The organism is Ruegeria sp. S263 (genome assembly GCF_056780525.1).
In genome coordinates this window covers 3,576,591-3,598,526 of the sequence record NZ_CM165558.1, presented here as the reverse complement: position 1 = coordinate 3,598,526, position 21,936 = coordinate 3,576,591, and the positions used below count along the sequence as shown (strand labels likewise).

The 21,936-nt window shown below is 59.5% G+C and carries 20 protein-coding genes; 10 read left to right on the top strand and 10 right to left on the bottom strand.

All coding sequences use genetic code 11. The features are described from left to right. Positions 1-62 precede the first annotated feature (62 nt). Both ACT2B1_RS17745 and rarD read left to right on the top strand, forming a co-directional pair. Complete coding sequence (locus tag ACT2B1_RS17745) at positions 63-2,516, top strand: GcvT family protein (protein ID WP_481668281.1); 2,454 nt, start codon at positions 63-65, stop codon at positions 2,514-2,516. 254 nt (positions 2,517-2,770) lie between these two features. After that, positions 2,771-3,676, top strand: coding sequence for an EamA family transporter RarD (gene rarD / locus ACT2B1_RS17740; RefSeq protein WP_171124411.1), 906 nt, complete (start codon positions 2,771-2,773; stop codon positions 3,674-3,676). On the opposite strand, the gene ACT2B1_RS17735 is transcribed toward rarD, so the two are convergent. Further along, positions 3,667-4,371 carry an SGNH/GDSL hydrolase family protein gene (locus ACT2B1_RS17735; protein ID WP_254449199.1) on the bottom strand — a complete coding sequence of 235 codons (705 nt, stop codon included), beginning with the start codon at positions 4,369-4,371 and terminating at the stop codon, positions 3,667-3,669. The two genes, rarD and ACT2B1_RS17735, sit on opposite strands and share 10 nt — an antisense overlap. A 2-nt stretch (positions 4,372-4,373) precedes the next feature. Continuing rightward, entirely contained in the window at positions 4,374-4,784 is a 411-nt protein-coding gene (locus ACT2B1_RS17730; RefSeq protein ID WP_171240196.1) for a nuclear transport factor 2 family protein, read from the bottom strand. A 96-nt stretch (positions 4,785-4,880) separates the two neighbouring features. Here ACT2B1_RS17730 and ACT2B1_RS17725 point away from each other — a divergent pair, with 96 nt between their 5' ends. Further along, complete coding sequence (locus ACT2B1_RS17725) at positions 4,881-5,528, top strand: RluA family pseudouridine synthase (RefSeq protein WP_481668280.1); 648 nt, start codon at positions 4,881-4,883, stop codon at positions 5,526-5,528. A 2-nt stretch (positions 5,529-5,530) separates the two neighbouring features. Here the strand turns inward: ACT2B1_RS17725 and ACT2B1_RS17720 are convergent, their stop codons facing one another. Next, positions 5,531-5,716: a hypothetical protein gene (locus tag ACT2B1_RS17720; RefSeq protein ID WP_171240198.1), complete on the bottom strand. Its 186-nt coding sequence runs from the start codon at positions 5,714-5,716 to the stop codon at positions 5,531-5,533. A gap of 103 nt (positions 5,717-5,819) precedes the next feature. On the opposite strand from ACT2B1_RS17720, the gene ACT2B1_RS17715 reads away from it, so the two are divergent. The 4 genes from ACT2B1_RS17715 (at position 5,820) to ACT2B1_RS17700 (ending at position 8,811) form a co-directional block, all read left to right on the top strand. Next, positions 5,820-6,509, top strand: a complete 690-nt coding sequence (locus ACT2B1_RS17715) for a helix-turn-helix transcriptional regulator (RefSeq protein WP_481668279.1) — start codon at positions 5,820-5,822, stop codon at positions 6,507-6,509. Between the two features lie 118 nt (positions 6,510-6,627). Next, positions 6,628-7,299, top strand: coding sequence for a YiaD family glycine zipper/OmpA-like lipoprotein (locus ACT2B1_RS17710; RefSeq protein ID WP_171240200.1), 672 nt, complete (start codon positions 6,628-6,630; stop codon positions 7,297-7,299). 119 nt (positions 7,300-7,418) lie between these two features. Then, positions 7,419-7,964 carry an NADPH-dependent FMN reductase gene (locus tag ACT2B1_RS17705; RefSeq protein ID WP_171240201.1) on the top strand — a complete coding sequence of 182 codons (546 nt, stop codon included), beginning with the start codon at positions 7,419-7,421 and terminating at the stop codon, positions 7,962-7,964. 46 nt (positions 7,965-8,010) lie between these two features. After that, the gene (locus ACT2B1_RS17700) at positions 8,011-8,811 is read left to right on the top strand and encodes an HTD2 family dehydratase (protein ID WP_481668278.1); all 801 of its coding nucleotides are present in this window, start codon (positions 8,011-8,013) and stop codon (positions 8,809-8,811) included. Here ACT2B1_RS17700 and ACT2B1_RS17695 read toward each other — a convergent pair. Further along, on the bottom strand, positions 8,803-9,837 hold the full coding sequence (locus tag ACT2B1_RS17695) for an NAD(P)/FAD-dependent oxidoreductase (RefSeq protein ID WP_481668277.1): 1,035 nt from the start codon (positions 9,835-9,837) through the stop codon (positions 8,803-8,805). The two genes, ACT2B1_RS17700 and ACT2B1_RS17695, sit on opposite strands and share 9 nt — an antisense overlap. Before the next feature lie 55 nt (positions 9,838-9,892). Here ACT2B1_RS17695 and mnmC2 point away from each other — a divergent pair, with 55 nt between their 5' ends. Together mnmC2 and ACT2B1_RS17685 are read left to right on the top strand one after the other, a co-directional pair. Beyond that, positions 9,893-10,558 (top strand): tRNA (5-methylaminomethyl-2-thiouridine)(34)-methyltransferase MnmC2, encoded by a 666-nt coding sequence (gene mnmC2 / locus ACT2B1_RS17690; protein WP_171240204.1) that lies wholly within the window; start codon positions 9,893-9,895, stop codon positions 10,556-10,558. Beyond that, entirely contained in the window at positions 10,555-11,424 is an 870-nt protein-coding gene (locus ACT2B1_RS17685; RefSeq protein WP_171240205.1) for a DMT family transporter, read from the top strand. Before mnmC2 ends, ACT2B1_RS17685 begins: the two co-directional genes overlap by 4 nt. Here ACT2B1_RS17685 and ACT2B1_RS17680 read toward each other — a convergent pair. After that, the gene (locus tag ACT2B1_RS17680; RefSeq protein WP_481668276.1) at positions 11,398-13,362 is read right to left on the bottom strand and encodes a lytic transglycosylase domain-containing protein; all 1,965 of its coding nucleotides are present in this window, start codon (positions 13,360-13,362) and stop codon (positions 11,398-11,400) included. The genes ACT2B1_RS17685 and ACT2B1_RS17680 overlap by 27 nt on opposite strands. Before the next feature lie 133 nt (positions 13,363-13,495). Here ACT2B1_RS17680 and dapA point away from each other — a divergent pair, with 133 nt between their 5' ends. Continuing rightward, the gene (gene dapA, locus ACT2B1_RS17675; RefSeq protein ID WP_481668275.1) at positions 13,496-14,368 is read left to right on the top strand and encodes a 4-hydroxy-tetrahydrodipicolinate synthase; all 873 of its coding nucleotides are present in this window, start codon (positions 13,496-13,498) and stop codon (positions 14,366-14,368) included. A 98-nt stretch (positions 14,369-14,466) separates the two neighbouring features. Here dapA and ACT2B1_RS17670 read toward each other — a convergent pair whose 3' ends face one another. The 5 genes from ACT2B1_RS17670 to xsc all read right to left on the bottom strand — a co-directional run bounded on the left by ACT2B1_RS17670 (position 14,467) and on the right by xsc (position 21,880). Next, positions 14,467-15,339, bottom strand: coding sequence for a dimethyl sulfoxide reductase anchor subunit family protein (locus ACT2B1_RS17670; protein WP_171240208.1), 873 nt, complete (start codon positions 15,337-15,339; stop codon positions 14,467-14,469). Beyond that, the gene (locus ACT2B1_RS17665; RefSeq protein ID WP_481668274.1) at positions 15,339-16,088 is read right to left on the bottom strand and encodes a 4Fe-4S dicluster domain-containing protein; all 750 of its coding nucleotides are present in this window, start codon (positions 16,086-16,088) and stop codon (positions 15,339-15,341) included. Before ACT2B1_RS17665 ends, ACT2B1_RS17670 begins: the two co-directional genes overlap by 1 nt. 91 nt (positions 16,089-16,179) lie before the next feature. Continuing rightward, positions 16,180-19,032 carry a molybdopterin oxidoreductase family protein gene (locus tag ACT2B1_RS17660; protein ID WP_481668273.1) on the bottom strand — a complete coding sequence of 951 codons (2,853 nt, stop codon included), beginning with the start codon at positions 19,030-19,032 and terminating at the stop codon, positions 16,180-16,182. 50 nt (positions 19,033-19,082) lie between these two features. Then, positions 19,083-20,096, bottom strand: a complete 1,014-nt coding sequence (pta, locus tag ACT2B1_RS17655; protein WP_171126324.1) for a phosphate acetyltransferase — start codon at positions 20,094-20,096, stop codon at positions 19,083-19,085. A gap of 5 nt (positions 20,097-20,101) precedes the next feature. Then, the gene (gene xsc, locus ACT2B1_RS17650; RefSeq protein ID WP_171240210.1) at positions 20,102-21,880 is read right to left on the bottom strand and encodes a sulfoacetaldehyde acetyltransferase; all 1,779 of its coding nucleotides are present in this window, start codon (positions 21,878-21,880) and stop codon (positions 20,102-20,104) included. Between the last annotated feature and the right edge of the window lie 56 nt (positions 21,881-21,936).

Here is a 21,936-nt window from a genome sequence, read left to right as displayed (position 1 = left end):
CGCATTTATTGTCGATCTTCCATGCCAATTTGGCCCAAACCTGACAGTGCGGAGATTTCAGGATGGTTGATCTTCCCAACAAGGCCCGTGTGGTCATCATCGGCGGCGGCGTCATCGGATGCTCGGTCGCGTATCACCTGACCAAAAAGGGCTGGAACGATGTTGTCCTGCTGGAGCGCAAGCAACTGACCAGCGGCACAACATGGCACGCGGCAGGCCTGATCGGGCAGTTGCGCGCAACGTCGAACATGACCAAATTGGCGCGCTATTCGGCCGAGCTGTATCTGGGGCTCGAAGAAGAAACCGGCGTAGCCACGGGGATGCGTCAAGTCGGGTCGGTCTCGGTCGCGCTGACCGACGAACGTCTGGAAGAGCTTTACAGGAACGCCGCAATGGCGCGCGCCTTTGGCGTCCCGGTCGAAGAGCTGTCTCCGACCGAGGTGAAAGAGCGCTACGGGCATATCAATCTTGATGGTGTGACCGGGGGGGTCTGGTTGCCGACCGATGGCCAGGCCGATCCCGCCAATATTGCGCTGGCACTGGCCAAGGGTGCGCGTCAACGTGGGGCGATTGTTCAGGAACGGGTAAGAGTTTCCGGCATTTCTCGGCAGGGGAGGCGGGTCAATTCTGTGGAATGGGTCAGCGATGATGGCATGACGCAAGGCCATATCGAATGCGATATGGTCGTGAACTGCGCGGGTATGTGGGGGCATCAGGTCGGCCGCATGGCAGGCGTAAACGTGCCGCTGCACGCCTGCGAGCACTTCTACATCGTCACCGAAGGCATCGACGGTCTGACCCAACTGCCGGTACTGCGCGTGCCGGATGAATGCGCCTATTACAAGGAAGACGCGGGTAAAATCCTGCTGGGGGCCTTTGAACCTAACGCAAAGCCCTGGGCGAGGAATGGAATCCCCGATAGTTTCGAATTTGACCAACTGCCCGAGGATTTCGACCACTTTGAACCGATCCTAGAGGCGGCGGTAAACCGGATGCCGATGCTGGCCGAGGCGGGAATTCATACGTTCTTCAACGGACCGGAATCTTTCACGCCCGACGACGCTTATCATCTGGGTCTCGCGCCCGAGATGGACAATGTTTGGGTCGCTGCCGGGTTCAACTCGATCGGTATCCAATCCGCCGGTGGTGCGGGTATGGCACTGGCCGAGTGGATGGACAGCGGAGAAAAACCCTTTGACCTGGGCGATGTAGATATTGGCCGGATGCAGCCGTTTCAGGGCAACAAACAGTATCTGTTTGAACGCTCCAAGGAAACGCTGGGCCTGCTCTATGCCGACCACTATCCCTATCGCCAGAAGGCGACCGCACGCGGGGTACGGCGTACGCCCTTCCACCATCACCTGCTGGAACAGGGTGCTGTCATGGGTGAACTCGCCGGGTGGGAACGGGCCAACTGGTTCGCCAACGCAGGTCAGGAACGCGAATACCACTACAGCTGGAAACGTCAGAACTGGTTCGAAAACGCGGCTGCCGAACACCGCGCGGTGCGCGAGACTGTGGGCATGTATGACATGTCTTCCTTCGGCAAAATCCGCGTTGAAGGGCCGGAGGCCGAGGCGTTCATGAACTATGTCGGCGGCGGCGATTACGCGGTACCCAATGGCAAGATCGTCTACACTCAATTCCTGAATCGCACAGGTGGGATCGAGGCGGACGTGACCGTCACCCGCCTGTCCGAGACCACGTATCTGGTCGTCACACCTGCCGCCACACGCTTGGCCGATCAGACATGGATGCAGCGCCACGCGGGTGCGTTCAACGTGGTCATCACGGATGTCACCGCAGGCGAAGGTGTTCTGGCCGTCATGGGTCCCAATGCGCGCACGCTGTTGCAAAAGGTCTCGCCTGCTGATTTCTCGAACGCGGCAAATCCGTTTGGCACCGCGCAACAGATCGAGATCGGCATGGGCCTCGCCCGCGCGCATCGCGTCACCTATGTGGGTGAACTGGGGTGGGAGATTTATGTTTCCTCAGACATGGCAGGCCATGTTTTCGACACCCTGTTTGAGGCCGGGCAGGATATGGACCTGAAACTCTGTGGGATGCACATGATGGACTCGTGCCGGATCGAAAAAGGCTTCCGCCATTTCGGCCACGACATCACCTGTGAAGATCACGTGGTCGATGCCGGGCTGGGCTTTGCTGTGAAAACCGACAAGGGCTGCGACTTCATCGGGCGCGAGGCAGTGATCGCACGAAAGGAAACCGGACCACAAAGCCGATTGGTTCAGTTCAAACTCACTGACCCCGAACCGCTGCTGTTCCACAACGAACCCATCCTGCGGGACGGTGAATATGTGGGTTATCTGAGTTCGGGCAACTATGGACACACGCTGGGTGGTGCCATCGGTCTGGGCTATGTGCCCTGCGCGGGTGAAAAGGCTGCCGATGTTTTGGCCTCAAGCTATGAGATCGACGTCTGCGGGGTGAAAGTCACAGCAGAAGCATCGCTGAAACCGATGTATGATCCAAAATCGGAACGCGTAAAAGTCTGACGCGCGGGAATAGGGGGCTCTGCCCCCGCCGCGGCAAGCCGCGACTCCCCCGGGATATTTTTGGCCAGATGAAGCAGGAGATCCACTCTTCATCTGGCCAAAAATATCCCGGAGCGCGAGGCAGAGCCTCGCAAGGTGAGCCGTCGCAATTGGCGAGACATATCAGATTCCATGATGGTGTCCGTCACAGATTTTGCGGATTTCTTTTTTCTGAGTTTGTCTTACAGAGCTTCAAGATCAATCGGAGACTCACCATGGCAGACACCCCAGTCCCGTCGAACAATGGCGACACGCCTAAAGGGTTGGCGCTGGCGGTCACGGCCTATGTTTTGTGGGGGTTTCTTCCACTTTACATGAAGGCGTTGGTGCATATCGGCCCGGTTGAGATCGTGGCGCATCGGGTCATTTGGTCGGTACCTGTGGCAGGTGCGTTGTTGATCGCGCTTGGGCGAACCGCTGATCTGAAAGCGGCGTTGCAAAACCCCAAAATGTTGGGCATGGCCTGTTTGACTGCGGCGCTGATATCTGTGAACTGGGCGATTTACATCTGGGCCATTGCCAGCGGAAATGCGCTGGATGCCGCGCTTGGGTATTATATCAACCCGCTGTTCAGCATAACTTTGGGCGCGGTTCTACTGCGGGAGCCACTTAACAAAACGCAATTGATTGCCGTTGGTCTTGCTGCGGCCGGCGTACTGGTCTTAGTTCTTCAGGCTGGCAGTTTGCCTTGGGCGGCACTGGGCCTGATGGTCAGTTGGGGGTTCTACGCATTCTTCAAGCGATCTTTGCCTATCGGCCCAAATCAGGGGTTCCTGCTTGAGGTTCTGATCCTATTGATTCCGGCATTGGTTTACGTAACGTGGCTTGGTGCCAAAGGGACTGGGCATTTTGGGGCAACGGGTTCGGATACCCTGTTGTTGGCCGCTGCGGGGGTGGTGACGGCCGTTCCTCTGCTGGTTTATGCAAACGGGGCAAAGCTGGTGCGCCTGTCGACGATGGGCATATTGCAGTACATCGCACCGACCATGATCTTCATCACCGCGATCACTGTTTTCGGCGAGCAGATCGACAGGGGGCGCATGATTGCGTTTCCGCTGATTTGGGCTGCGTTGGTTGTGTACTCGATTCCAATGATCCGGCAGATGCGCGCTCAGGCCTGACGCAGGAGTGTCGCGGCTTCGGATGCCCAGATGGCATAAGTTTTTGGGCTGGGATGATAGCCGTCTGGCGCGGCCAATGCGGGATCGTCAGGCAAGTTGAGCGTTAGATGGCGAGCCTGAGAAAACTCGGCGGTGACTTCTTGCAAAGCCTGATCCAACCGGGCGGCCTGCTGACCCAGAACCCAGGCCAATGGCTGCGGCAGCGCTGGAAACCGGGCCATTTGGGGGACGCCTGTCGCGACAATGCGACGAACGCCAAACTGCCGGACAAGAAGGTTCATCAATAGCGTCTGTCGGTCGGCGAACTTCTTACGTGTGACGCCATGCGTGACATCATTCACTCCCAGCGCTGTGACTGCCATGTCAAATTGGCCGACCAAAACCTGCAGGCGGTTAAGTGTATCCTGCGTGGTGTGGCCGGTCATGGCTTCAAGCTGCCATTCGACGGTGTAGTGCCGGGACAATTCCCGAACCAGATGCCCTGAAAGCGCCTGTGCCTGCGTGCCGGCGCCTACACCGGCGGCCGAGCTGTCCCCGGCGATCAAAAGGCGCAGTCGGGGCCCCCGACCATTTCGGCCGCTGCGGGGGCCTATGGGTTCGGGCAAAAGTTGCGCGCTCCGTCGGACAGACAGGCCCTGTGCGGCCAGAACTGGCAGCAGCGGCACCCGCAACAACTGGTCTGGGGCTACTGGCATCATCAGCTCAGTGCGTTTTTGTATTCCAGAAAACGCGGATCGGTCATGACGCGGGCCATCATCGCTTCGCGCAGGGCACCAATCGTTTTGTAGGGGCGCATGACGACTTCGAACTCCTGTATCATACCATCGTCATCCAACGTGATCAGATCTACGCCGACCGCATCCAGATCGCCAACCTTGCACTGAAATTCCAACGCCCAATCCTTGCCGGCGCCCATGACCCGCCGATAGTGAAAATCAGTGAACACCTGCCCCACGTGGCCCAGTACCGCCGCGACCGGGGCGCGCCCTGTCCATGTGCTGAAATAGGTTGGGGGTGAAAACCGCACATCCTCGGCCAGCAGTTCTAGAATCTGGGATTCGTCACCTTTGGCAACAACCTCTTGCATGCGCTCGATTGTGGGGTGCATGAATTTTCCTCCGCTTTAGGGGCAGAGTTGCGGAACTATGCGGCGCAAGCAAGGACGACGTTGCGGGAGGCAGCGGGCTGCGGTAGGCAGGCGCGCATGAGCGAACCCTACGATCCACCCCAAACACCTCTGGACGTGTTGCACGAAGATGCGCAACTGATCGTGGTGAATAAACCATCGGGCCTGTTGTCGGTTCCGGGGCGCGGAGAGCATCTTGCCGATTGCCTGCTGACACGGGTGCAGGCAGCCTTTCCGCAAGCCTTGTTGGTGCATCGGCTCGATCGGGATACGTCGGGGGTGATGGTGTTCGCGCAGACCCCGCACGCCCAACGGCATTTGAGCATGCAGTTCGAGAAGCGCCAGACGCGCAAAACCTATGTCGCGCGTGTGTTTGGTCGGGTTGAACCCAAAACCGGCACCATTGATCTGCCGCTGATTGTGGATTGGCCCAATCGCCCGCGTCAGAAGGTGTGTCATGAGACTGGTAAACCTGCTGTCACGGATTGGCGGGTCGTTAAACACGAAGGCGACACGACCCGTGTGCGCCTGTTTCCGAAAACCGGGCGGTCCCATCAGTTGCGGGTCCACATGCAGGCTTTGGGTCACCCGATTTTGGGCGACCCGTTTTATGCGGACGGTGCAGCGCGCGACTATCCGCGCCTTATGCTGCATTCCGAAGAACTGCGCCTGAAAAACCCCGAGGGCGGCGTTTCAATGAAATTCCGCGCGGCGCCCGATTTCTGACGTCATATTACGTTGGTCCAGTGCAGCTTGAGATTGCCCAGAGAAAACCGCCTTGCTCGGCGTCTGGCGGTGCAGCGTTGACGGTTTGCTGCGACTTTGCGCTCTATTTCAAAGGCGCGCAGGTTGTGCTTATCGGACCATTGACCCAGTTTGAGGGTCATCAGAACATGATTGTCTCGGCTTGGCATGGAGGGCATCCTTTTTTGTGTTGGTCCAGCCTTGCCGATCACTGCTGACACCACCTTGTCAGGGGGCTGTGTTAGAGTGTCAGCAGTTCAGCCGGAGATTTTCATGCGCCGTTCGACCCGTTTGTTTGAGATCATCCAAATTCTGCGCGCCTCAAACGCGCCCGTCACCGCCGAGATGCTTGCCGAAAAGCTCGAGGTTTCCGTTCGGACGGTTTATCGCGATATTGCCGCGTTGCAGGCGCAGCGCACCCCAATCGAAGGTGAGGCGGGCATCGGGTATCTGATGCGCCGTGGTTATGATCTGCCGCCACTGAACTTTGACGCGGAAGAGGTCGAAGCATTGTGGGTTGGTCTGTCCATGCTGGCGCGCACCGGCGACAGCACGCTGCAACAGGCCGCCGATCGGGTGTGTCGCAAAATCGACGCTCTGCGCGCGCCTGCGGATTGGCTGCAAGTGGCCCCGTGGGGCGCGCCCGCAGACGACCCCGAAAAGGGATGCGTTCAGGTTGTGAACTACCGTGAGGCGATCCGGTCCGAGCGCAAGATCCGTATTACCTATGTCAATTCTGCTGGTGACCGGACGGAACGGACCGTGCGCCCAGTTGCGCTGATCTATCATATCGAGTGCACGATGCTTGCTGCATGGTGCGAGTTAAGAAACGGGTTTCGACATTTTCGGACCGACCGCATCTGGTCCTGTGATCTGATCGATGATCACTTTTGCGGTCAGGGCGCGCCGCTTCGCGCGATATGGCAAGAGCAAAATCGCTGGGACGCTGTCACACAACAATGACTGGCGGGTAACTGCCGATATCACCGGATTGTTGCTTGAGCCTGCTCGGCGTCGGCGCGATATACTGCGCTGAACAAGATGGTCCCGGCAAACGGGTACCAGAGCAGAAGGTGATTTCATGACCATTTCCAAGTTTGTTGTTTCCGCCGGGCTGTGCTCGGCAATGTTTTTGGGCGCGTGCACGGACCCCGGTACGCTGAATTTGCCAGCCGACCCAAACCAGAACACAAAACAGGGTGCGATTCTGGGTGGATTGGTTGGTGCGGGTGTCGGAGCGATCGCGAATGGCTCTGATCCGCTTCTTGGTGCGTTGGCTGGTGGTGCGATTGGTGCGGCCGGCGGCGGCCTGATCGGTAACCAACTGGACCAGCAGGCCGCAGAACTGCGCCAGCAATTGGCCAATCAGGGGATTACCGTAACCAATGCCGGAGACCGGCTGATTGTCACCGTGCCGAACGACATCACCTTTGACACCGACAGTTCGACCGTGCGCCCGGCGCTGCGGTCCGATCTGGTGCGGGTGGGGCAAAACCTGGTCAATTACCCCAACTCAACCGTGCAGGTCATTGGCCATACGGACAGTGACGGCGAGGCGTCGTACAATCAGTCCCTGTCAGAACGTCGGGCGCGTTCTGTCGCCGATATTTTGCAGGCCAATGGCGTCAACAGTGCAAGGATCAGCACGATTGGACTGGGTGAGAACCGTCCGGCAGCCTCGAACCTGACGCCAGAAGGCAAGGCCCTTAACCGACGGGTCGATATCGAGATCATTCCAAACGGGCGTACCTGAACCTGACGGGGCATCATTAGGTGCTCTGGCTTTTTTGCACATTGACTGCGCGTCATGGGGGCTATGGCGCGCAGAGGTGTCGCGCTAGTTAGTGAAGTACACCATCACGGAGCCCTACCATGACTGAACCGATCCTGCTTGGCCTGTCCGGGTCGCTGCGCCAGAGCGCAACCAACCGTAAGTTGCTGCGCGAAGCCGCGCGGCTGTTTGACCCCGGGACATATGTCGAGGCAGACCTGAACCTGCCGCTTTATGACGGTGATCTGGAGGACGGCGAAGGTATACCCGAGCCGGTTCAATTGCTAGCGGACCAGATCGCACAGGCGCATGCCGTGATCATCTCGACCCCTGAATACAACAAGGGGCCATCCGGAGTGTTGAAGAATGCGTTGGATTGGGTAAGCCGAACCAAGGGCAAGCCATGGGCCGACAAACCCGTTGCGGTGATGTCCGCCGCCGCGGGTCGCGCAGGCGGAGAGCGGGCCCAAATGGTGCTGCGCGGCTATATGGTGCCGTTCCAGTCACGTATTTTGCAGGGGCCGGAAATTCATCTGGCCAGCAGTTCCAGTGAATTCGATGAGCAAGGGAAGCTGACCAGCGAAAGATACGAAAGCGCTCTGCAAACTTTGATGCAGAAGCTGCGCGCCGAGGCTGGTTTCCAATAACCACAGGTCGCTTGTCGGTGCCGGTTCCGCTGTCTAGTGTTTTGCCATGAAGGTAGAGACACGGACAGATGTTCTGGACCCGGCCCGCGCCGCCGCGCTTCAGATCGCGTTGGGGCAGGGCGGGACCATTAGGGCAGGCACACCCTTGCCTGCCTTTTTCCACCAGCTATATTTCTGGACACCAAAGCCACCCGACGGCCTTGGCCGGGACGGTCACCCAAAGGTTGGAAGTGGCCTGATCCCCGATTTGGGTTTGCCTCGCCGGATGTGGGCAGGCGGTCGGCTGGAGTTTCATGCGTCCCTTTTTGCGGGCAGGGTAGCCGAACGGCGCTCGATTCGGGAAAGTCTTCTGCGCAAAACAGGGCGAACCGGGCCGCTGGCCTTTGTCACGCTGCGCCACGAGATATGGCAGGATGAAACGCATTGCCTGACCGAGTGGCAGGACCTCGTTTACCGCAACGATCCATCTGGCAATGAACCACGCCCTGTGCCGCCGGTCGCACGGACCGACGAGACCGCTCGGCGCGAGGTAACTTTCGACTCGACTTTGTTGTTTCGATACTCGGCGCTGACGTTCAACGGTCACCGTATCCATTATGACCTGGACCATGCGCGTCAGGTCGAAGGGTATGATGGTCTGGTCGTGCATGGGCCGTTGCTGGCCCAGTTGTTGATGTTGTTTGCCGAGGATGTGATGGGTCCGCTTGCACGGTTCTCGTTCCGCGCGACTTCGCCGTTGATGCATACCGAAACTGCGACCCTGTGCCGGGACGGTCAGAGCATGTGGGTGCGTGGCCCCGACGGGCGGCAATGCATGATTGCCGATGCCGCCGCGCGGTCACAGTGACGCTTGGGGCCGGAAATCGTCTGGGATCGTATCGCGGTCGTCCAGTATCAGATCGGCCATGACCGCGGCCACCTTCGGGGCCATTCCAAAGCCGATCTTGAACCCGCCATTGGCGATGAACTGTCCCTTGTGCAAGGGATGCGCGCCCAGCATAGGGGCACGGCTTTTGCTGCGGGGACGAACCCCGGCCCAGCGTTCGATCACCTCGGCCCCGTGCAGAACAGGGACTGCGCGCGTGGCACGCTCCAGCACGTCCTCAAGCGCGGCATCTGTGCTGGTTGGATCGTCATACTCGCGCTCGGAGGTTGAGCCGATGGCCAGCGTGCCATCCGCATGCGGCACGATATGGACCGTATCGGCAAAGAGCTGGGGAACATCTCCGGCGTCGAACCGCAACAATGCGGCCTGTCCTTTGACGCCATTGCCGACAACTTTCCCCAATGCGTCGTTGAGTTCCTGAAGTCCAGCCAACCCGGTGGCGTGAACGACTTGCCCCCTGTCCGGTGCCTCAGCCACGACATCAACACCCATGACGGCCAACGCTGATACCAGCGCGGCACAGGCGCGCCGCGGGTGCATCCGGGCGCTGAGCGTGTCGTGGATTACGTATCCAGTTGGACTGGGTGGGCACCACGATCCCAGTTGTTCGGTTTCAATGACACGCCATTCGGCCTTGCCCTGCCACAGTTCAGCCGCCGTGTCTGCGCGGGCGTGAGCCAGTTCCAAGGTTCTGGCGTCAGGAATGGGCTGAAGCCGCCCCAGCCTTGCGTAACCCGCTGAAACCCCGCCGATTTCCTCAACGCCTTTCCAAAATGGTTGGGCCATGATCAGGCTGTCGAACTGAAAGGCTTTCTTCGCGTTCCAGTTCTCGGGGACATGGGGGGCAAGGGCACCGACCAATCCGCCACTTGATCCCGCGCCCGCGCCAAAAGGTTCAACGACTTGAACTTTTGCACCGCGTCGGGCACAGGTCCAGGCGATGGACAGGCCAAAGATACCCGCGCCGCGTACCGTCACATCGACCATTGCCAAACCCCTTTTCCTTGTTCAGTGTCGCGCCGCTTAGCTACAGGATTCCCCGATGGCAGACCAGCGTGCCGAACTGACTTGGACCGACGATCAAATACCCGTTTCAGACCGGTTCGACGACCCGTATTACTCGTTGCAAAACGGGCTGGCTGAGACGCGTCATGTCTTTCTTGACGGCAACGACCTGCCCGCGCGCTTCGCGCCGGGATTTCGTATTGCTGAACTTGGGTTTGGCACCGGCCTGAACATGCTGACCGCGTGGTCAGAGTGGGAGAAGTCCGGACAAACAACACCTTTGAGCTTTACCAGTTTCGAAGCCTACCCAATGGACCCTGCGGATATGTCCCGCGCATTGGAGGCTTTTCCCGAAATCGCCCCCTGGAGCACGCGTTTTCTGCAGCACTGGCGCGGAGGGTCGTGCGATCTGGGTACGCTGCGGCTTGAGGTTATCGAAGGGGATGCGCGCGAAACGCTGGCCAATTGGACCAAGTCTGCCGAGGCGTGGTTTCTGGATGGGTTCTCTCCGGCCAAGAACCCGGAAATGTGGGGGGCTGAGTTGATGCAGCATGTGGCTGACCACACGTCCCCCGGCGGTACTGCCGCGACCTACACGGCTGCAGGTTTCGTTCGCCGCGGATTGGAGGATGCGGGCTTTTCTGTCACTCGCGTCCCCGGATATGGCCGCAAACGCCATATGACGCGGGCGGTCAGATCATGACGCAGCAAAACAATACACGCGCAGGGATTGCCCTGATGATCGCGGCAACCGTTGTGTTCGCGTTGCAGGACGGCATGTCCCGCCACCTTGCAGGTAACTACAACACCTACATGGTCGTCATGATCCGGTATTGGTTCTTTGCAGCGTTCGTCCTGGCACTGGCCCTTCGCGCCCCGGGTGGCATCGGAGTGACGGCGCGGACTAGCCAACTGGGATGGCAGATATTGCGCGGTGTCCTGCTTGCCGGCGAGATTTGCGTGGCCGTTTATGCCTTTACCGTGCTGGGTCTGATTGAAAGTCAGGCTGTGTTCATCTGCTATCCGCTATTGGTGGCGGCGCTTAGCGGTCCGGTATTAGGGGAAAAGGTGGGCTGGCGGCGATGGACGGCAATTGGCGTCGGCTGCATGGGCGTGCTGATTATCCTCCAACCCGGTATGGGCGTGTTCAACCCGCTGGCAGTGATCCCCCTGATCTCGGCTCTGATGTTCGCGGTCTATGGGTTGCTGACCCGGTATGTCGCCCGACAGGACAGCACTGCAACCAGCTTTTTCTGGACCGGTATCGCCGGAGCGGTCGCCATGACTGCGGTCGGCATGTGGTTCTGGGAACCTATGGAAAGCCGCGATTGGTTCTGGATGGGGTTGCTGTGTCTCAGCGGGGTGCTGGGACATTGGCTGCTGATCAAATGCTATGAAATGGCCGAAGCCAGCGCCGTTCAGCCCTTTGCCTATTTCCACCTGATGTGGAGCGCGATTCTGGGAATCTCGGTTTTTGGCGAAACCCTGCGGCCCGCGGTTGTCATCGGCGCCGGACTGGTCATCGCCGCTGGCCTGTTCACCTTATGGCGCGAACGCCGCCAGAGTTGAGCCAATCAGCTCTTGCGAAAACGGGATCGGCAGGGCCGGTTGACCCAGACGGGCGCGGTAGACCGGCAGGCTTTCGGCGACGCGCATCACGTAGTTGCGGGTCTCGCTGAACGGGATCGTTTCAATCCAGTCGACAACGTCAATCTCACCTGCGCGCGGGTCACCATACCGACCCATCCAAGAGATCGGTCTGCGCGGCCCGGCATTATATCCGGCGGCCATCATCACTACGTTGCCGTTGAAATCCGCCGCCAGCCCAGACAGGTAATTCGCACCTAGCTTGGCATTGTATTTCCAGTCAGACGTCAGCTTGCCCGTCTTATGACCACTGAGGATGCCCATGTTTTTGGCAACCAGCTGCGCGGTCGCAGGCATGACCTGCATCAAACCTCGGGCACCTGCCCCACTGACGACAATGGGGTCGAACTCACTTTCGCGGCGGGCAATGGCCAACGTCATCTCCTTGGCCATCGGCAGGCCCAGATCGGCCACCGGATGCACCGGGTAATAGGCAGCAGGCAGGACAACACCGGTTTTGGCCGCGCGCTTGGCAATCATTACGGCCAGATGAGGCTCTTTCAATTCGATAACCAGATCACCCAGTTGAGTTGCCTCGACCGAGTCCAGGTCCTCCACCAGATGTGTCAGGAACCGTTCCGACAGGTTTGCTTCGCCAGCTTGCAGCAGCAACAACCCCGCCTCCAGCACGCTGGACTCGGCGAATTCGGCCTGTTTCCAATGTGGCGCGCGTCTGGGGTTTGCCAATTCACCATCGAACGGGCGGCCAATCTGTTCAGCCGCCAGCAATCCGTAGAACGAGGTCTGATGGTCCGCTCCCATGGCATAGGCTTCGTAGGCCTTGTCCGCATTGCCCTGTGCCGCGTAAGCCCGCCCAAGCCAATATCCGGCCCGCCCTTTCGAGATAGGCGACTGAACGGCGTCCGAGAAATTCTGGAAATGACGCACGGCTGTTGCCGGGTCGTTCAGTTTGCGCAGGGCAAGGAACCCTGACAGCCATTCAAGATCGGCATACCCATAGCCCATTTCAGGCGTCATGTGATGGTTGGCCGCGATGTCATAGGCGCGATTGATATCGCCGCCGCGCATCTCCAGCCGCGCCAGGCGGCGTCGGCCTTCTGCCCATTTGTCCGGCTCGCCCAAAGCCTCGGGGCCGGTGGACCGCGCCAGCATCAGGTCAATGGCGCTGTCGTCCAGTTCCTTTTTGTCCCGCCAGACAAACCGGTCAAACGCTAGCCCCGGGGCCTCTGCCAACGATTTGGGAACGGCAGCAACTTTACCATCCACACCAGGCAGGCGCTTTTGCAGCGCGATCCGGGCTTCGGCCAGCTTACGATGATCAGACCCGACCAAAGGCAGCATCTGTCCAGCGCTGACAAGGTGGTTATCCCACAGCATCCGATCCAGCCGGGCCTCATGGTGGGGCTTGAGGAGCTTCCCGAAGTTTTCAAGGTAATCCTTCTGCAGGCCTTTACCCATCGGCATGGTCCGCCACGCCGCAACGATATCTGCCTCGGCATCCCCTGGGCGCCCCTTGGCCTTGAGCGCCACCGCATAGTTCAATGCGCCCTCTGCCGCTTGCGGCGGTACATCGGCATAGAACTTCAATACACGGTCAGGATCTGCCCCGGTAAACGCCGGTTCGCTTTTGCGGCGCAGCCATGTCAGGCCCGGCCAATCAGGGCGACGGTCCAAAAAGACCAGTACGTCACCAGAGCTGCCAAAACCTTCGCGAAGCCAATGCCAGACGATTATGTCGCGTGATACCGATCCCCGCGCGCCTGCCTCACGCAAAGCGGCATTCCAGTCGCCTTTGCGCATTTCATCCAGCCCGGCGCGCAGATCGCTTGCTGCGTCGGCATGCGCCTGCCCGAATGATCCCAGAATCATTGCCATCAATAGCGTCAGAACGCGTGTCATGCCTTGCATTTCCTAACCAACCAAGGATAGAGCCATTCAGGATAAACCTTGCGCCGCCGGGATCAACTCACATCACTCAGATTGTGATCGCTGGCGGCACAATAATTGCCAACTGCACTCTGAGGAGCGTGTCATGTTCAAAGGCTCGATGCCAGCCCTGGTCACCCCGTTCACTAACGGCGAGTTGGACCTGGATACGCTCAAACGGTTGGTCGAATGGCAAATTCACGAAGGGTCAACCGGTCTGGTTCCCGTTGGCACCACCGGCGAAAGCCCCACCCTCAGCCATGATGAACACGAAACCGTCGTCGCAGAGGTCGTAAAGGCGTCGGCCGGGCGCGTACCAGTGATCGCGGGTGCGGGATCGAACAATACGGTCGAAGCTATCCGTTTTGTGCGATTCGCTCAGAAGGTTGGCGCTGACGCCGCGCTGGTTGTGACCCCGTATTACAACAAGCCGACGCAAAAAGGACTGATCGCACATTTCCGGGCGCTGCACGATTGCGCAGATATTCCGATCATCATCTACAATATCCCGGGCCGCTCGGTCGTCGACATGACGCCTGAAACGATGGGAGAGTTGGCGGAACTGCCGAGCATTGTGGGCGTTAAGGACGCCACCGGCGATCTGGCGCGTGTCAGCCAGCAGCGCGCCACCTGCGGCGCAGATTTCTGTCAATTGTCAGGCGAAGACGCAACTGCACTTGGCTTCAATGCGCATGGGGGCGTGGGCTGCATTTCGGTAACAGCAAACGTGGCGCCGAAACTCTGCGCCGAGTTCCAGCAAGCGACGCTTCAGGGTGATTACGCCAAGGCGTTGGAATATCAGGACCGGCTGATGCCTTTGCACGAGGCGATCTTTATTGAACCGGGTCTTGTGGGCGCGAAATACGCCCTCAGTAAACTCGGCCTCTGCAGCACCGAAGTCCGTTCGCCTCTGACTGAGCTGGAAGAAGGTACCAAATCTGCGATTGATGCGGCATTGGTCCACGCCGGTCTCCTATAGCCCGGCTGACCCTTGGCGGGGTCCGCCCTTCATCTGGCTGAAAATATCCCGGGGGATGAATTGGTCTGAAAGACCAAGAAGGGGGCTGGCCCCCTTCTTTATCTCTTTCCGTAATACAATCCGACCACGTGCTCGGCCTGCGCGAAAAACAACCAGCGTGACACGGCGACACCCGCCAGATGCGAGACCACCGCGATCAGCGCAAAAAAGTGGTTGAACGGCAAAAACAGCAGAACGACTGGTACGAAGAAAGCCAACAGAAACGAAAGGATCCGCAGCTTCTCGGCATGTTTGCGTCCCACGACATGCACGAACTCGCGCAGCAGATAGTTCGTCCCGGTATGCGGAGGTTCAAACGCCCGAACTGCCCCGCGCGACCCCAGACCCGTTGCCGTGCCTAGGTTGGTTCCAGATTTGGCGAACGCTTTGTCGCCCTGCCACCAATAAAGGGCTTGAATGGTCGCGGCGATAAGTAACAAAGGTACGGCAAGCCGGGTTTGACCTGCAAGCAGAGCCCCGCCAGCCAGACCGAAACTCAGAAACAGAGCCGGTGTCAGCTTCATGTTCCAGCGAGGGATGGTCTTGAGTTGGGTATAGATCATGGACGTCGTGAAAACAGTCGCCAACGAAAACACTGACCCGATGACCCCAAGCACGCTCCACTTTTGTCCCAGAAAGACCGCTCCAATCGCGTAAAAGCCCATGACGGTCAGCGCGATGACAGCGCACCAACCTTCACGACTAAGCCAACTGGACCTCCATTGTGTGAAGGCCTTCCAGGCGCGTTCAGGGTGCCCAAGGTGGAAGGTCGACGCCATAAGTCCGCCAACAGACAGGCCATAGGCGATAATAAAGAAGACGAACGCAACCCAGCCGGTGACGTCCGGCATCCCCAGACCCAGAAAGAAGAGAAGACCGAAACCCAGACCGGACAGGGTGGTGAAGATGATGACGGAAGGCGCTGGATGCATCAGAGCTTCTCCAGAGCTTTGTCGAGCCAGCCGATAAAGCCCTTGGGTTCTTCGGCGACCGGAGCCAGCAGGGGCGCGAGAATATCAATCTGGTCTTCCACCTGATCTTTGGGGCGCGGTGGCAGGTATTCGTTCACGGGTTTTGTGCCCATCTCGGGCATCAGGTCCATTCCTTCGCGTTCGGCCACCAATTTACTGACATCGCTTTCGGGGTCTCCCAGATCACCGAAATGCCGTGCCCCTGCGGGGCAGGTGCGAACGCAGGATGGAACTCGGTCCACTTCGGGCAGGTTTTCATTGTAAATACGGTCAACACACAATGTGCATTTCTTCATTACACCTTCCGCCATATCCATCTCACGCGCGCCGTAAGGGCAGGACCACGCGCAGAGCCCACATCCGATGCAGTCACTTTCATTGACCAGCACGATGCCATCCTCGACCCGCTTGTAACTGGCCCCGGTTGGGCAAACGGTGACGCATGGGGCGTCCTCGCAATGCAGGCAGGACTTTGGAAAGTGGATCAGTTGGGCCGGGCCTTGATTGGGTTGCACTTCGTAGGAATGAACTCGGTTCAGGAACGTGCCTGAGGGATTGCTGCCATAGGCATCCTGATCCGAAAGGGGAGCGCCATAGTTTTCTGTGTTCCAACCTTTGCACGATATTACGCAGGCATGGCACCCGACACAGGTGTCGAGATCGATCACCAGCCCCATTTTGCGCTCGGTGGATTGCGGGAGCTGGGTCATGGTTGCCTTGCCTCTGCGTTTGGGGTGACGGCGGGCTGGGGCTCTGCCCCAGACCCCGGGATATTTTGGGCCAGATGAAGAGCGGATCGGGTCATTTGCCAACCTTCCAAGCGAGGTCTTTGGGCCCGGTCCCCACAGGCGACTTGATCGGGCTAAACTCCGGTTGGCTTTCCGCATCCTCAGGCGGCGCGGCCTTTTCGATTTTGACCTTCAGGTCGAACCACGCGGCCTGACCGGTAATCGGGTCGGAATTGGCCCAGCGCATTCCATCGCCTTTGTGTGGGAGGAGTTCGTGGATCAGGTGGTTCAGCAGGAAGCCTTTGGTGGCTTCGGGGGCGTCTTCTTGCAGGGCCCAGGCACCTTTGCGCTTACCAATGGCGTTCCATGTCCACACGGTATTTTCGTTCAGTGCAGCCATTTCCATGACTGGGATTGTGATTTCCCCATGCGGTGAACTGACTTTGGCCCAGTCACCGTCTTGCAGATCGTGTTCGCGCATCAGCTTTGTGGGCACGTAAAGCGGGTTGCGCCCGTGCAATTGGCGGAGCCATGCGTTTTGGGTGCCCCAGCTGTGATACATCGCCATGGGGCGTTGGGTTAGGGCGTTGACGGTGAAGCCTTCGTTGCCCTGCTGGTCGGTTTCGTACCAGATGGGCAGCGGGTCCATCGTGTCTTTGAGGCGCTGGCGCAGGTGCTCGGGGGGCTGGCGGTCACCATGCCCTTCGGCGGCCAGTTGGAATTTGCGCATCGGTTCGGAATAGAGCTGGAACAAGTAGGGTTGCGGGCTGTCATAGAGGCCCATGTCAACGGCCCAATCCTGATAGGCGGTGTTCCACGGTTTGTAGTAGTCCGCGCCTTCGGGGATGTGGGCCACGTAGAAGCCGCCGTTTTCGATGTACCGGTTTAACTGGTCCGGGTTGACCTCACCACGCCCTTCCTTGTCGCCGTCCTCACCCCGGAACCCGGCAAGCGGGCCGATGCCCGGTTTGCGTTCGTGGTTGACGATATAGTCAGCGTAATCCTTCCATTTTGGTGTGCCGTGTTCGTTTGTGAAGCCCGGCAGGCTCATGCGGTTGGCCAGTTCAATGAGCACCGACTGGAACCCGCGTACGTCGCGGTCGGGTTCGATCACGGGCCAGCGGATCGCGTCGGCGGCGGCGTCGGCCTCGCAGATTGGGCGGTCCAGAAGTGAGATGCAGTCGTGTCGTTCCAGATAAGTTGTGTCGGGCAGGATCAGGTCGGCATAGGCGACCATTTCCGAGGAATAGGCATCCGAGTAGATGATCTTGGGGATGACGTATTTGCCGTCTTCGGTCTTGGCCGAAAGCATCTCCATCACGCCCTTGGTGTTCATGGAGGAGTTCCACGACATGTTCGCCATATACATGAACAGCGTGTCGATCTTGTAAGGATCACCGGCGGCGGCGTTCGAGATCACCATATGCATCAGCCCATGCGCCGACATTGGGTTTTCCCATGTGAACGCCTTGTCGATGCGCTGGGCATTTCCGTTTTCGTCCAGCAGCAGGTCTTCGGGGCCGCGCGGGAAGCCAAGATGGGGGCCTTCCAGCGGGCGACCCGGGCGGCGGTCGCCGTGCGGGGTGGGGTGGGCCTCGACCGGTTTGGGGTAGGGCGGTTTGAAGCGGAAGCCGCCGGGAACCTCGACTGTGCCAAGCAGGATTTGCAGGGCATGCAGCGCGCGACAGGTTTGGAAGCCGTTGGCATGGGCCGAAATCCCGCGCATGGCATGGAAGCTGACCGGGCGGCCCGTCATTTTCGAGTGCTTCTCGCCTCGGAAGTCGGTCCATTCGTGGTCCAGCTCGATCGCTTCGTCAAAGGCGACGCGGGCGATTTCAGCAGCGATGGCGCGGATGCGCTTGGCCGGTATGCCGCAGCGTTCGGCCACGGCCTCGGGCGCGTGGTCGTCGGACAGGTATTTCTCGGCCATCAGGTGAAAAACTGGGCGGTGCGTGACGCCGTCCTTGTCGTATGTGGCCGACAGGTCCGGGCGGACGCCGGGTTTGTCAAAGGCGGTGGGCTCGCCTGTCACGCGGTCGATCACCAGTGGTTTACCGTCGGCGTCGCGCAGGAACAGGCCCTTTTCCGGGCCCTCGGCAGCGTTCACCAGAACCGGCGCATTGGTGTAGCGGCTGATGTAGTCGAGGTCGATCTTTCCTGCCTTCATCAGTACATGGATCAGCGACAGGATAAACAGTCCATCGGTGCCGGGCGTGATCCCGACCCAATCGTCAGCGACGGCGTTATAGCCCGAGCGGATCGGGTTCACACCGATCACCCGCGCGCCGCGTGCCTTGATCTTGCCGATCCCCATCTTGATCGGGTTGCTGTCATGATCCTCGGCCACACCGAATAGCATAAACAGCTTGGTGTGCTCCCAGTCGGGTTGGCCGAATTCCCAGAACGCGCCGCCCATGGTGTAGATCCCACCCGCCGCCATGTTGACCGAGCAGAATCCGCCATGGGCCGCATAGTTTGGCGTGCCGAAATGCTGCGCCCAGAAACTGGTAAAGCTCTGGCTTTGGTCGCGCCCGGTGAAGAAGGCCAGTTTCTGTGGGGCGGTTTCGTGCAGTTCGTTCAGCCAGCCGACAGCGGTGCTGATCGCCTCGTCCCATTCGATTTCGCGGAATTCGCCCGAGCCACGCGGGCCGACCCGGCGCAGCGGTTTACGAAGGCGCGAGGGCGCGTTGACCTGCATGATCCCGGCGCTGCCCTTGGCGCACAGAACGCCCTTGTTCACGGGGTGGTCGCGGTTGCCCTCGATATAGGCAACTTTGCCGTCCTTCATGTGGACATTGATACCGCAGCGGCAGGCGCACATGTAGCAGGTGGTCTTGCGGACCTCGTCTGAGACCTTGGGCGAGGTGTCGATCACTGGCTGGTTCAAAAGCGCCCCCCTTAAAGACTGCGATCCGACCTTTCTCATAAAATGAGGTAAATCGGAATAATGTTTTCATTTTTTCTTGTGAGGACGACTTACGTCCCGGAATCGTTGTGTTGCGCCTGAACGGCGGTGACGGCGATCATGTGCAGTATGTCCTCGGATGAACAGCCGCGTGACAGGTCGTTGGCGGGTTTCGCCAATCCTTGCAGCACGGGGCCGATCGCCTCGACCCCACCGATGCGTTGCGCGATTTTATAACCCAGATTGCCCGCGTTCAGGCTGGGGAAGACAAAGACATTTGCTTCACCTTTGAGTGGTGAGTCCGTGGCCTTGGCGGCGGCGATTTCAGGCACGAAGGCGGCGTCGAACTGTAGCTCTCCGTCGATCAGCAGGCTTGGGTCTTTGGCGCGGGCGATCTGCGTCGCTTCGACCACTTTCGAAACCTTAGGGTGTTCTGCGCTGCCTGAGGTGGAAAAGGATAGCATCGCCACCCGCGCAACCTCGCCGGTCAGGGTCGTGTAGGAGTCAGCCGAGGCGCGGGCGATCTCTGCCATCTCTTGTGCGTCGGGGTCCACAATCAGCCCGCAATCGGCAAAGATTCGGGCGCCTTTGACCTCGTGATGGTCCTGGCAGAACAACATCAGGAAAAAGCTGGATACCATCGCGGCTTCGGGCGCGGTGCCGATGATCTGTAACGCGGCGCGCACGGTGTCAGAGGTTGTCTCGACCGCGCCGCCGACCGTGCCGTCGGCGATGTCCTGTTGCACCAGCATTGCGGCATAGATCAGACGGTTGGTGATCTGCTGGCGCGCGTTTTCCAACGTCATGCCCTTGTGCTTGCGCCGTTCGTATAGCGCTTGCGCAAGGCCGGGCGTCAGGTCCGACGTGGCCGGATCGTGGATGTCGATCCGGTCTGAATCATACCCGTCATGGGTTTCAAGCAGGGCCGAAACTTCGGCCCTGTCTCCGATCAGGATGATCCGCGCGACATTCTCTTTTACGGCTTTCACCGCGCCTTCGACAACGCGGGGATCGTCGCCCTCGGACAGGGCGATGATTTTGTCCGACGCGCTTGCCGTCCCGAGAATGGCGCGCAGAGGCTTCACGGGGGTTACGCCCCGGCCTGTGGGGCCATGTCATCGGCGCTGATGCCCGCAACCGCCACCGGCTTTTTCATCGCGTCGCGGCGGAAGGGTTCGCCCAGTTCCTGATTGATCATGGCTTCGATCAGGGTGGTGATGCCGTTCTTCTGGTCTTCGATAGCCTGATTCAGGGCGGCCGTCAGCTCGTCCATCGTGCGCGCCACGACGCCTTTCAGACCGCAAGCTTGTGCAATTCCGGCGTAAGACACTTTGGTGTCCAACTCGGTGCCAACGAAATTGTCGTCAAACCACAGGGTCGAGTTTCGCTTTTCGGCCCCCCACTGATAGTTGCGGAAGACGATCTGGGTGATGGCGGGCCATTCCTCGCGCCCGATGGCGGTCAGTTCGTTGACCGCGATACCAAAGGCTCCGTCGCCCGAGAACCCGACAACCGGCACGTCCGGGTTGCCGATCTTGGCGCCCACAACCGACGGCAGGCCATAGCCACACGGGCCGAACAGGCCGGGCGCCAGATACTTGCGACCATCCTCGAAGGATGGGTAGGCATTGCCGATGGCGCAGTTGTTGCCGATATCGGACGAGATGATCGCCTCTTTCGGCAGGGCGGACTGAATCGCGCGCCACGCCATGCGGGGGCTCATCCAGTCGGGCTTGGCGGCGCGGGCGCGCTGGTTCCATGTGGTGCCTGGATCGTCATCTTCGTGGTCCATGCTGGAGAGTTGCTGCGCCCATGCGGATTTTTTCTGGGCGATGCGCGACTTGCGTTCAATCCGCCCTGCATCGCCTGCAGTATCGCTTAGCTGCGCTAGAATGCCCTTGGCCACCTTGGCCGCGTCACCGATGATGCCCACCGAAACCGTCTTGGTCAGGCCGATCCGGTCGGCGTTGATGTCGACCTGAATGATCTTGGCGTCCGTCGGCCAGTATTCCATGCCATAGCCGGGCAGGGTCGAGAACGGGTTCAGGCGGGTGCCGAGGCACAAAACCACATCAGCCTCGCTGATCAATTCCATCCCCGCTTTTGAGCCGTTATAGCCCAGCGGCCCGGCAAACAGCGGGTGCGAACCGGGGAAGGCATCGTTGTGCTGATAGCCAACGCAGACCGGCGCATCCAGACGCTCGGCCAGATCTTTAGACGCCTCGATCCCGCCTTCGGACAGAACCACGCCCGCGCCGTTCAGGATCACCGGGTTCTTGGCATTCGACAGCAGATCGGCCGCCTGCGCCACGGCGCTTTCGCCGCCCGAAGGGCGCTCGAACTCAACAACTGCGGGTAGGTCGACGTCGATGACCTGAGTCCACATATCGCGCGGGATGTTCAACTGCGCAGGCGCACTGGCGCGTTTGGCCTGCATGATCACGCGGTTCAGAACCTCGCACACGCGGGACGGGTCGCGGACCTCTTCCTGATAGGCGACCATGTCTTCGAACAGTTTCATCTGCTCGACTTCCTGAAAACCACCCTGACCGATGGTCTTGTTCGCGGCCTGCGGGGTGACCAGCAGCAGCGGGGTGTGGTTCCAATAGGCGGTTTTAACAGCGGTGACAAAGTTGGTGATGCCGGGCCCGTTCTGCGCGATCATCATCGACATCTTGCCGGTGGCGCGGGTATAGCCGTCGGCCATCATTCCGGCGCTGCCTTCATGCGCGCAGTCCCAGAACATGATCCCCGCCTTAGGGAACAGGTCCGAGATTGGCATCATGGCCGAGCCGATAATCCCGAACGCATGTTCGATTCCGTGCATTTGCAGAACCTTAACAAAGGCCTCTTCCGTGGTCATTTTCATCTGAATGATCTCCGCGCATATGTGGAATGGCTGGGTCTTTCGCCCCGCCTTTAGAT

Bases quoted from the DNA above. Each gene is read 5' to 3' on its own strand.
- xsc (WP_171240210.1), bottom strand. From the start codon at position 21,880: ATGAAAATGACCACGGAAGAGGCCTTTGTTAAGGTTCTGCAAATGCAC.
- rarD (WP_171124411.1), top strand. From the start codon at position 2,771: ATGGCAGACACCCCAGTCCCGTCGAACAATGGCGACACGCCTAAAGGG.
- ACT2B1_RS17695 (WP_481668277.1), bottom strand. From the start codon at position 9,837: ATGGTCGATGTGACGGTACGCGGCGCGGGTATCTTTGGCCTGTCCATC.
- ACT2B1_RS17710 (WP_171240200.1), top strand. From the start codon at position 6,628: ATGACCATTTCCAAGTTTGTTGTTTCCGCCGGGCTGTGCTCGGCAATG.
- ACT2B1_RS17735 (WP_254449199.1), bottom strand. From the start codon at position 4,371: ATGCCAGTAGCCCCAGACCAGTTGTTGCGGGTGCCGCTGCTGCCAGTT.
- ACT2B1_RS17725 (WP_481668280.1), top strand. From the start codon at position 4,881: ATGAGCGAACCCTACGATCCACCCCAAACACCTCTGGACGTGTTGCAC.
- mnmC2 (WP_171240204.1), top strand. From the start codon at position 9,893: ATGGCAGACCAGCGTGCCGAACTGACTTGGACCGACGATCAAATACCC.
- ACT2B1_RS17670 (WP_171240208.1), bottom strand. From the start codon at position 15,339: ATGCATCCAGCGCCTTCCGTCATCATCTTCACCACCCTGTCCGGTCTG.
- ACT2B1_RS17715 (WP_481668279.1), top strand. From the start codon at position 5,820: ATGCGCCGTTCGACCCGTTTGTTTGAGATCATCCAAATTCTGCGCGCC.
- dapA (WP_481668275.1), top strand. From the start codon at position 13,496: ATGTTCAAAGGCTCGATGCCAGCCCTGGTCACCCCGTTCACTAACGGC.
- ACT2B1_RS17685 (WP_171240205.1), top strand. From the start codon at position 10,555: ATGACGCAGCAAAACAATACACGCGCAGGGATTGCCCTGATGATCGCG.
- ACT2B1_RS17680 (WP_481668276.1), bottom strand. From the start codon at position 13,362: ATGACACGCGTTCTGACGCTATTGATGGCAATGATTCTGGGATCATTC.
- ACT2B1_RS17665 (WP_481668274.1), bottom strand. From the start codon at position 16,088: ATGACCCAGCTCCCGCAATCCACCGAGCGCAAAATGGGGCTGGTGATC.
- ACT2B1_RS17705 (WP_171240201.1), top strand. From the start codon at position 7,419: ATGACTGAACCGATCCTGCTTGGCCTGTCCGGGTCGCTGCGCCAGAGC.
- ACT2B1_RS17700 (WP_481668278.1), top strand. From the start codon at position 8,011: ATGAAGGTAGAGACACGGACAGATGTTCTGGACCCGGCCCGCGCCGCC.
- ACT2B1_RS17730 (WP_171240196.1), bottom strand. From the start codon at position 4,784: ATGCACCCCACAATCGAGCGCATGCAAGAGGTTGTTGCCAAAGGTGAC.
- ACT2B1_RS17745 (WP_481668281.1), top strand. From the start codon at position 63: ATGGTTGATCTTCCCAACAAGGCCCGTGTGGTCATCATCGGCGGCGGC.
- ACT2B1_RS17660 (WP_481668273.1), bottom strand. From the start codon at position 19,032: ATGAGAAAGGTCGGATCGCAGTCTTTAAGGGGGGCGCTTTTGAACCAG.
- ACT2B1_RS17720 (WP_171240198.1), bottom strand. From the start codon at position 5,716: ATGCCAAGCCGAGACAATCATGTTCTGATGACCCTCAAACTGGGTCAA.